The sequence below is a fragment of the Candidatus Halocynthiibacter alkanivorans genome (genome assembly GCF_003333265.1).
GTDB lineage: Bacteria > Pseudomonadota > Alphaproteobacteria > Rhodobacterales > Rhodobacteraceae > Halocyntiibacter_A > Halocyntiibacter_A alkanivorans.
This window is the reverse complement of the sequence record NZ_QOLB01000027.1, coordinates 1-6,211: the sequence shown is the minus strand read 5'-3', so window position 1 is coordinate 6,211 and position 6,211 is coordinate 1. Positions and strand designations below refer to the sequence as shown.

Here is a 6,211-nt window from a genome sequence, read left to right as displayed (position 1 = left end):
TTCCGGTACATCAATGGGTTCTATAACCCTCGACGGCGGCATTCATCGCTTGGTGGAAAAAGCCCCTTGGCCTTCGAACGAAAGGCCGCCTAACATGAGATGAGAGACCGGAACTTTTGCGCGGCAAGTCCAATGCGCCAGCAAGGCGTCATGGACCGGCCTTAGTTCATAAGCCGCTTTGCCAACCCAGAACGCCAATGTGGATCGGTCAATATCGACGCCTTGTCGTGCATAGATTTGTGATTGGCGATAGAGCGGCAGGTGATCAGCATATTTAGACACGATCACACTGGCGATGGTTGCCTCAGTCGGCATGCCGCCTTCGATCAGGCGCGGTTTTGCGGGCGCTTGAATGACACCCGCTTCGCACGAGCGACATGCATACTTGGGGCGACGAGTCACAAGGACGCGGAATTGGGCGGGTACGATATCCAGCCGTTCGCTGACGTCTTCCCCGATGATGTGACGCATCGCACCACAGCCGCACGTGACATCTTCTGGTGCAATCACCTTTTCGACGCGCGGCAGATGTTTGGGCAAGACACCGCGACTAACACGAGACTTTGACGCCGCTGTCTTTGGCGGATCAATGGCTTCATCTTCAGCATGGACGACAGCCATGGCCGTCTCAATGTCTTCGAGCGCGAGGTGATATTGATCTGGATTAGCCTTCTCTGACTTCGCGCCATAGAGCGCCCGCTTAAAGTCGGCCAACAGCTTTTCCAGCCGAACGATGCGGTCTTCTTTGCGCTCGATGATGCCATCGCGGTCTAAAAGGGACTGAGACTGTGCGCTCAGTCGTGCATCTGCTGCAGCCAAAAGCGCCTGCAACCTGGCGACATCTGTGGGAAGATCAGAGCGAGAAGTCATGGGCATTTATTACCAAAAACCACGCTGACGTGCCTGCCAAAAACGCCACACGAGTCATTCTGCCGCAGCTGGCGGACGGGTCTCTAATGCCGTCACGCGCCGCCAATCCAGACCTGCGAACAGCGCCTCAAATTGCGCCGGATCAAGCCGCAAAACGCCGTCTTTGATGGCGGGCCATTTGAACACATTCTGCTCAAGTCGCTTGTAGGCCATCACCAAACCTGTGCCATCCCACCAAATCATCTTGAGCCGATCCGCCCGCTTGGCGCGGAACACATAGACCGCACCATCAAACGGCTTCTTTTGCAGATGGCTCTGGACCAAAGCGGCCAAACCATCGTGCCCCTTGCGGAAGTCCACAGGCTTGGTCGCCACAAAGACCTGCACGCCATGCGACGGGTGGATCACAGCGAAGCCACGATCTCGGCAATGCGCACGGCGGCTGTGTCGCCCGCCAAGCGGATCGTAATGTCGCCCTTCATCACATCAAGGGTTCCTGCCAAAGGAGGTGACGGGCAAATCGCATTCAACGCCTTATGTGTTCACCGCATTCGGCGCTGCCTGTGCTTCGTTCACTGAGCCAGGACGATTGTTGATGTTCGATCGATCGGGGGGGCGGACTGTTTCAAGCGCGAGTGTGAGCCCTCCAAATACAGAAACCAAAGAGGCCCAGCGCCAGATCCATTGCGCTGTCAGCCACAACTGCGTTGGAAAAACTTTGCCTATCATGTCGGAGAGGAATTCTTTGCCCTGCCAGCTACCAAAGGCGAATGGAGTAAAACGATCCGGGAATTGGTGCCGCATAGTCAGCAGGAGCAGAAAGTAAGCTCCACGCGAAAAGCAAAGATGGAAAAGTCGATTGTGGCCGCACCAGCCACAATCGACTGCCCGGTGGGGTCCCTTGGACCGCGCCACCGTACCACGCCAGAACCCAACTAGAACCTGGCGCGGATTGGAATTCAAAAGCGGGCGCGCGATTTGCAAAGCGCGCCCGTAAGTTTCAGGAATAAGTGGGCGAAACAATGCCCGGTAACACACACTCTCAAGTCTCACTTTGAGAGTAGGCAGAATGCCACAAACTACAGGCTTGTCAATATACATGCGGCATTCATCTATATTAGATGGGCCTTGGGTAACCACTGACTTAGACGAAAACGTCCCTCGCAGCCCGTAGCCGAACGATCGAGTGGGTGTTTCAAGCATTTGAACCATCCTCACCAAAGATGCGGGCAACCAGCGCCGGCCCCGCCAGCGCGCAGAGGAATTCAGCGTTGGACGGGTATTTCTCCCGCGCCATCATGTCGAGTTTCCAGAAATCCTGGTGTTTGGGGACGGTCTCGCCACGGATCCATTTGCGGACGGTATCGCGGTCCCTGCAGACAACACGGGCAACGGCCTGGCATTGCCGGTGTTCAACCACTTCTCCTGTTACAGTGGCGATGACGAACCGCACGTAATCCACATAGTCGATGTGGTCCTCGATCAGCGCGATTGCTTTTTCCGAAGAAACGCGGAACGGGCTCGTGCCAGTGTCAGGGCATGATGATGATTTGCGCTTGCCACCCAACAGCTTCACTTCTTGGCCCTCACGTCGCCAAAGAAGTGCTCCAATTGAATGTCGAGGTTCCTTTGTCGGGCAAACTCAATAATTGTCACTATGTGGCTCGCAGGAATCGTCCCCCCGGTGCCGCCCTCGGATTTGCGCCACGTCCATCGGTAAACGCTGGTTCGGTGTATGCCGACAATCTTGGCAACTGCTGCTGCGCCGCCCAGAGCTTCAATTATTGTGCTTGCAGGTTTCATAACACACTTCGTAGCGATCATCGCTACGATGCGCAACACTTGTGTAGCGATTTTGGTTACAGAACCTTTCAAGCCAACACGCTATGTTGCGATAAACGCAACTGTCAGGTTTAGATATGCCAGCGACATTAGGACAATGGGTCAATCAAGCACTGCAAGCCTCAGGCAAAAGCCAGGCCCAGTTGGCTGAAGATATGGGCGCCGTACTTCAAGCCCCTATGGACCGCTCCAAAGTCAACAAGATCGTTTTGGACAAGCGGAAGATGAGTGCCGACGAAATGCTTGCGATTTCTGAGATAACCGGTGCTGCACTTCCCAACGAACTTTCGCAGGCCTCGGTTTCAATCGCAGGTAAAGTTGGCGCCGGCGCACTGGTTCCCGTTTTTGACGCCTACGAAAAAGGCGATGGACCTCAGGTCGAGTGCCCCCCTGGGTTAAACCCACATGGGGTGGTCGCTGTTGAAGTGGAGGGTGACAGCATGGAACCGGCGTTTTCCGACGGTGACATCCTGTTTTACACACGCGACAGTGACAACGGTGTGCCCGAAGAAGCTATCGGTGCTAAATGTGTTTGCGAAGACCAGAATGCTATGGGCTGGGTCAAGCAGATCAAGCGCGGTACGGAGCCCGGCCTGTTCAATTTGATATCGCTTAATCCTACTGCCGAAAACCAGCACGATATTAAGCTGAAGTGGGCTGCGCGGGTGCGGCTACATTGGCCCGCGGAACTAGTGAAAAAGATCTGACCACAGACCGATGCATCGACATTTTCAGAGCGCGCGCTGCCGTAACCCTTCATTCACGGCAAGCTCAAGGAACGACCACTGAGCGGACATTGGTTCCTATTGATTGGTGGCACCCAGGGCCGGTTTCGGCCCACTGCGGACTTCTGTCGCCGTGTCAAACGCCGCAGTGTGGCATTCGCATTGCGGACCTTCACGTAGCCGCCCGACAACCGGACAAAACCCGTCACAATTTCAGATAGTGCGCTCCCCTACATGGGTTGGTTGAATGGTGCACTTGTGGCTTCCATGCGCCCACTCAACGGACACTGCTTGCATTATCCAGTGTTAGAGATATTGAACACTTGTTGAAATTTTGATCCACTGGAAGAAACCCATGCGTCTATTACTACTGATGTCTGCACTTACATTGCTTTTCGCAACTCCCGCAACAGCACATGATATCACCAAGGGCACGATTCAAATCATTCACCCTACAATATCACTATCTCCAAAAGGTGCAAAAACTGCTGCGGGCTATATGGCAGTCTCAAATGATGGCAATGCCTCAGACAGATTGATCGGCGTCGAAACTCCTATTGCTAAAGCGGCGAAGATACATACCTCAGAGATGAAAGACGGTGTGGTGCGCATGACGCATGTGCTTTCGCTCGAAGTTCCAGCCGATGACACCGTAGTCCTTGAGCCCGGCGGATTACATTTGATGTTTATGGGGCTCACGACTGTATTGGCTGATGATCAGATGTATCCAGCGACACTGATATTTGAAAAAGCCGGGCCAATTACGATTGAATTCATGATCGATGACACCCGAGATGACCATGGGAACCATTCAGTTAATGAATAAGGCGAAATCTCAAGTACTGCGATAAGAGCGCCTTATTCATTCCACTTGCTTGTGCTCACTAGAAGGCACCCACATTCGAACGGCAATTCACGATAATTGCGGTACATTTGATATTCTAGCGAAGTATTTCTGGAGCCGGGTTATCCTTTGTGGCGTTGCCCCAAGCATGGGCCGCAATGCAGAAAGCAGCCAATATAGGCCCCAACCGGACCGCCGCATCGCAGAAAGAATCCGAGCTTCGCCATTGTCTGAATGTCGGCTTCCTACGCTTACGCCTTCTTAGCTTGCATTTGCAGCGAATGACCGGAATCCACCCTTCTCGCCGAAATGTGCTTGGTGCAGCAATCGGACCACTTCCCTCTGCCATAACTGTCAAGAACGGCCCTGAGCAGCCGTTGGACCTCGGCGCAGCGAATTCACACTTTCAGCCCAAGGCGGTCATCAGATCGATCGACTGACACAGGAAAAGCGGACGTTCTTCGTGACGGAGGCGACTGACCGAATTGCGGGACGAAGCTGCCGTTTGGGTTCGGGATCTGAACGGGAGCAATAGCTATGGCTGCGCTAGGCCCGGCTCACCAATGTTCTCAGCCGCAATGCAGATCACAAAATCAACAAGCTGGTGACGTGAAATTCTGTTGCCAGAGAGTGAACGCGAGGGCGCTTACCTCAAAGGGTCGACAGCCAGGCGTCAATAGCGCCGCTACTGTCACCAACTCCAAGCTGCGCTGCCACCCATTCAGCCATTTCCGGAGTGACATCGGCTTCAGTTACAGGTCCCGCACCAGTCGAATTTATCGCTGCAACAATCGCATCCATCATATCGGCTTCGCTCGTTCCGGCGGTAGCTCCCTCAACTTCGCTTTTCGCGTCCTGCAATGATGCCCAGTCTTCATTCAACCGCGTCATTACTGATTGCGCGTCAGTCACAGCGGCTGCGTCTTCCGCCCATTGTGTATAAGCCGGATCATCAGCCTCGGGTTCGCTGGCCAGCAGGTCTTCCATCTGGGTATCAAGTTCTGCCTGCGCTGTGGACGGATCAGAAGAAATACCCATGTCCGAAGCCATTCTCAGAAAGTCACCAGAAGTTTGAGTATATACACTTTGCACTTTGGCCAGCGCTTCTTTGGCCAGTTCCAGATCCGCACTGGCGGAAACGAAATCACGGAATGCGGCCATCTTTGGGTCAGAGCTGTTCATCAACCCGTTGATGTTGCGTTTCAGGGAATTCAGACCTTTAAGCTCGGATTGAAGATTGCCTTTGGGGGCTCGTTTGGAAGATGACGCCAGCCCTTTACCACCTCCATGAGCCTGACTACTGCCACGTTCACTTGACTTGCTACCGCCACGCCCACCGGACTTTCCACCGCCGCCATTGCCATTGCCATTCCCAGCAGCCCACGCCGCATCCAGACCTTGGGACCCTGTAATATCGATGGTTGTCACCAAAGTTGGCCCCATCACTGCTACAGAAGCAATAGTAAGCACATTTATGAGTTTCATCTCAGGTCCCTTCGCAATACTTTACTGATCCTTACATGGATCGCATTAATGCTTAGAGCAGCAATACGTTCGAAATATGGCAGGACGCGAGGTGACGCTTACGGTCGCCCCAGTGACTTGCTACGCCGGCTTTTGCGCGAAGCAGCTGTTGGAGTTGAACGCAGCGAACGGCTCCTTACCGCCCTTAGTGCCGAAATGTGCCTGGTGCGGCAATCGGGCCTCTTCCCTCTGCCATCACTGTCACGAACGGCCCAAAGCCGACCTCGATCCTAACGTGGTCTCTTCAGCTAGCCTCAAACTCAGCCCCCCTATGGTGACTAACGACGCTCATCCACGTGACTGCGCTGGACGTAGAGTGTTGGGCCCTTGGGCTTCAGCTTGAAGCGGCCAGCACGCATCAACGGAGAGGCGGCATATCAGCGACCGGCATCCGAGCGAAGCCGTC

Annotated in this window: 6 protein-coding genes and 1 pseudogene; 2 read left to right on the top strand and 5 right to left on the bottom strand. The window is 54.3% G+C overall.

Translation table 11 applies throughout. The annotated features are described in order from the left end of the window. Positions 1-135: 135 nt before the first annotated feature. From DWA01_RS00555 to DWA01_RS00545, 4 genes and pseudogenes are all read right to left on the bottom strand, one after another. Positions 136-870: pseudogene (locus DWA01_RS00555) on the bottom strand (IS66 family transposase); the annotation flags it as partial. Between the two features lie 54 nt (positions 871-924). Further along, complete coding sequence (gene tnpB, locus DWA01_RS00550; protein ID WP_200832469.1) at positions 925-1,257, bottom strand: IS66 family insertion sequence element accessory protein TnpB; 333 nt, start codon at positions 1,255-1,257, stop codon at positions 925-927. 147 nt (positions 1,258-1,404) lie between these two features. Then, positions 1,405-1,971, bottom strand: coding sequence for a hypothetical protein (locus DWA01_RS22865; protein ID WP_136057638.1), 567 nt, complete (start codon positions 1,969-1,971; stop codon positions 1,405-1,407). Positions 1,972-2,065: 94 nt separating this feature from the next. After that, positions 2,066-2,446 carry a hypothetical protein gene (locus tag DWA01_RS00545; RefSeq protein ID WP_114283681.1) on the bottom strand — a complete coding sequence of 127 codons (381 nt, stop codon included), beginning with the start codon at positions 2,444-2,446 and terminating at the stop codon, positions 2,066-2,068. Positions 2,447-2,789: 343 nt separating this feature from the next. On the opposite strand from DWA01_RS00545, the gene DWA01_RS00535 reads away from it, so the two are divergent. Together DWA01_RS00535 and DWA01_RS00530 are read left to right on the top strand one after the other, a co-directional pair. Then, entirely contained in the window at positions 2,790-3,419 is a 630-nt protein-coding gene (locus tag DWA01_RS00535) for a LexA family transcriptional regulator (protein WP_114283679.1), read from the top strand. Positions 3,420-3,792: 373 nt separating this feature from the next. Next, a complete protein-coding gene (locus DWA01_RS00530; RefSeq protein WP_114283678.1) occupies positions 3,793-4,263 on the top strand; it encodes a copper chaperone PCu(A)C in 471 nt (156 codons plus the stop codon). Between the two features lie 669 nt (positions 4,264-4,932). Here the strand turns inward: DWA01_RS00530 and DWA01_RS22860 are convergent. Further along, positions 4,933-5,766, bottom strand: coding sequence for a hypothetical protein (locus DWA01_RS22860; protein ID WP_136057637.1), 834 nt, complete (start codon positions 5,764-5,766; stop codon positions 4,933-4,935). Positions 5,767-6,211: the final 445 nt, after the last annotated feature.

Coding starts and splice junctions, on each gene's coding strand:
- DWA01_RS00530 (WP_114283678.1), top strand. CDS start 3,793: ATGCGTCTATTACTACTGATGTCTGCACTTACATTGCTTTTCGCAACT.
- DWA01_RS22860 (WP_136057637.1), bottom strand. CDS start 5,766: ATGAAACTCATAAATGTGCTTACTATTGCTTCTGTAGCAGTGATGGGG.
- DWA01_RS22865 (WP_136057638.1), bottom strand. CDS start 1,971: ATGTATATTGACAAGCCTGTAGTTTGTGGCATTCTGCCTACTCTCAAA.
- DWA01_RS00535 (WP_114283679.1), top strand. CDS start 2,790: ATGCCAGCGACATTAGGACAATGGGTCAATCAAGCACTGCAAGCCTCA.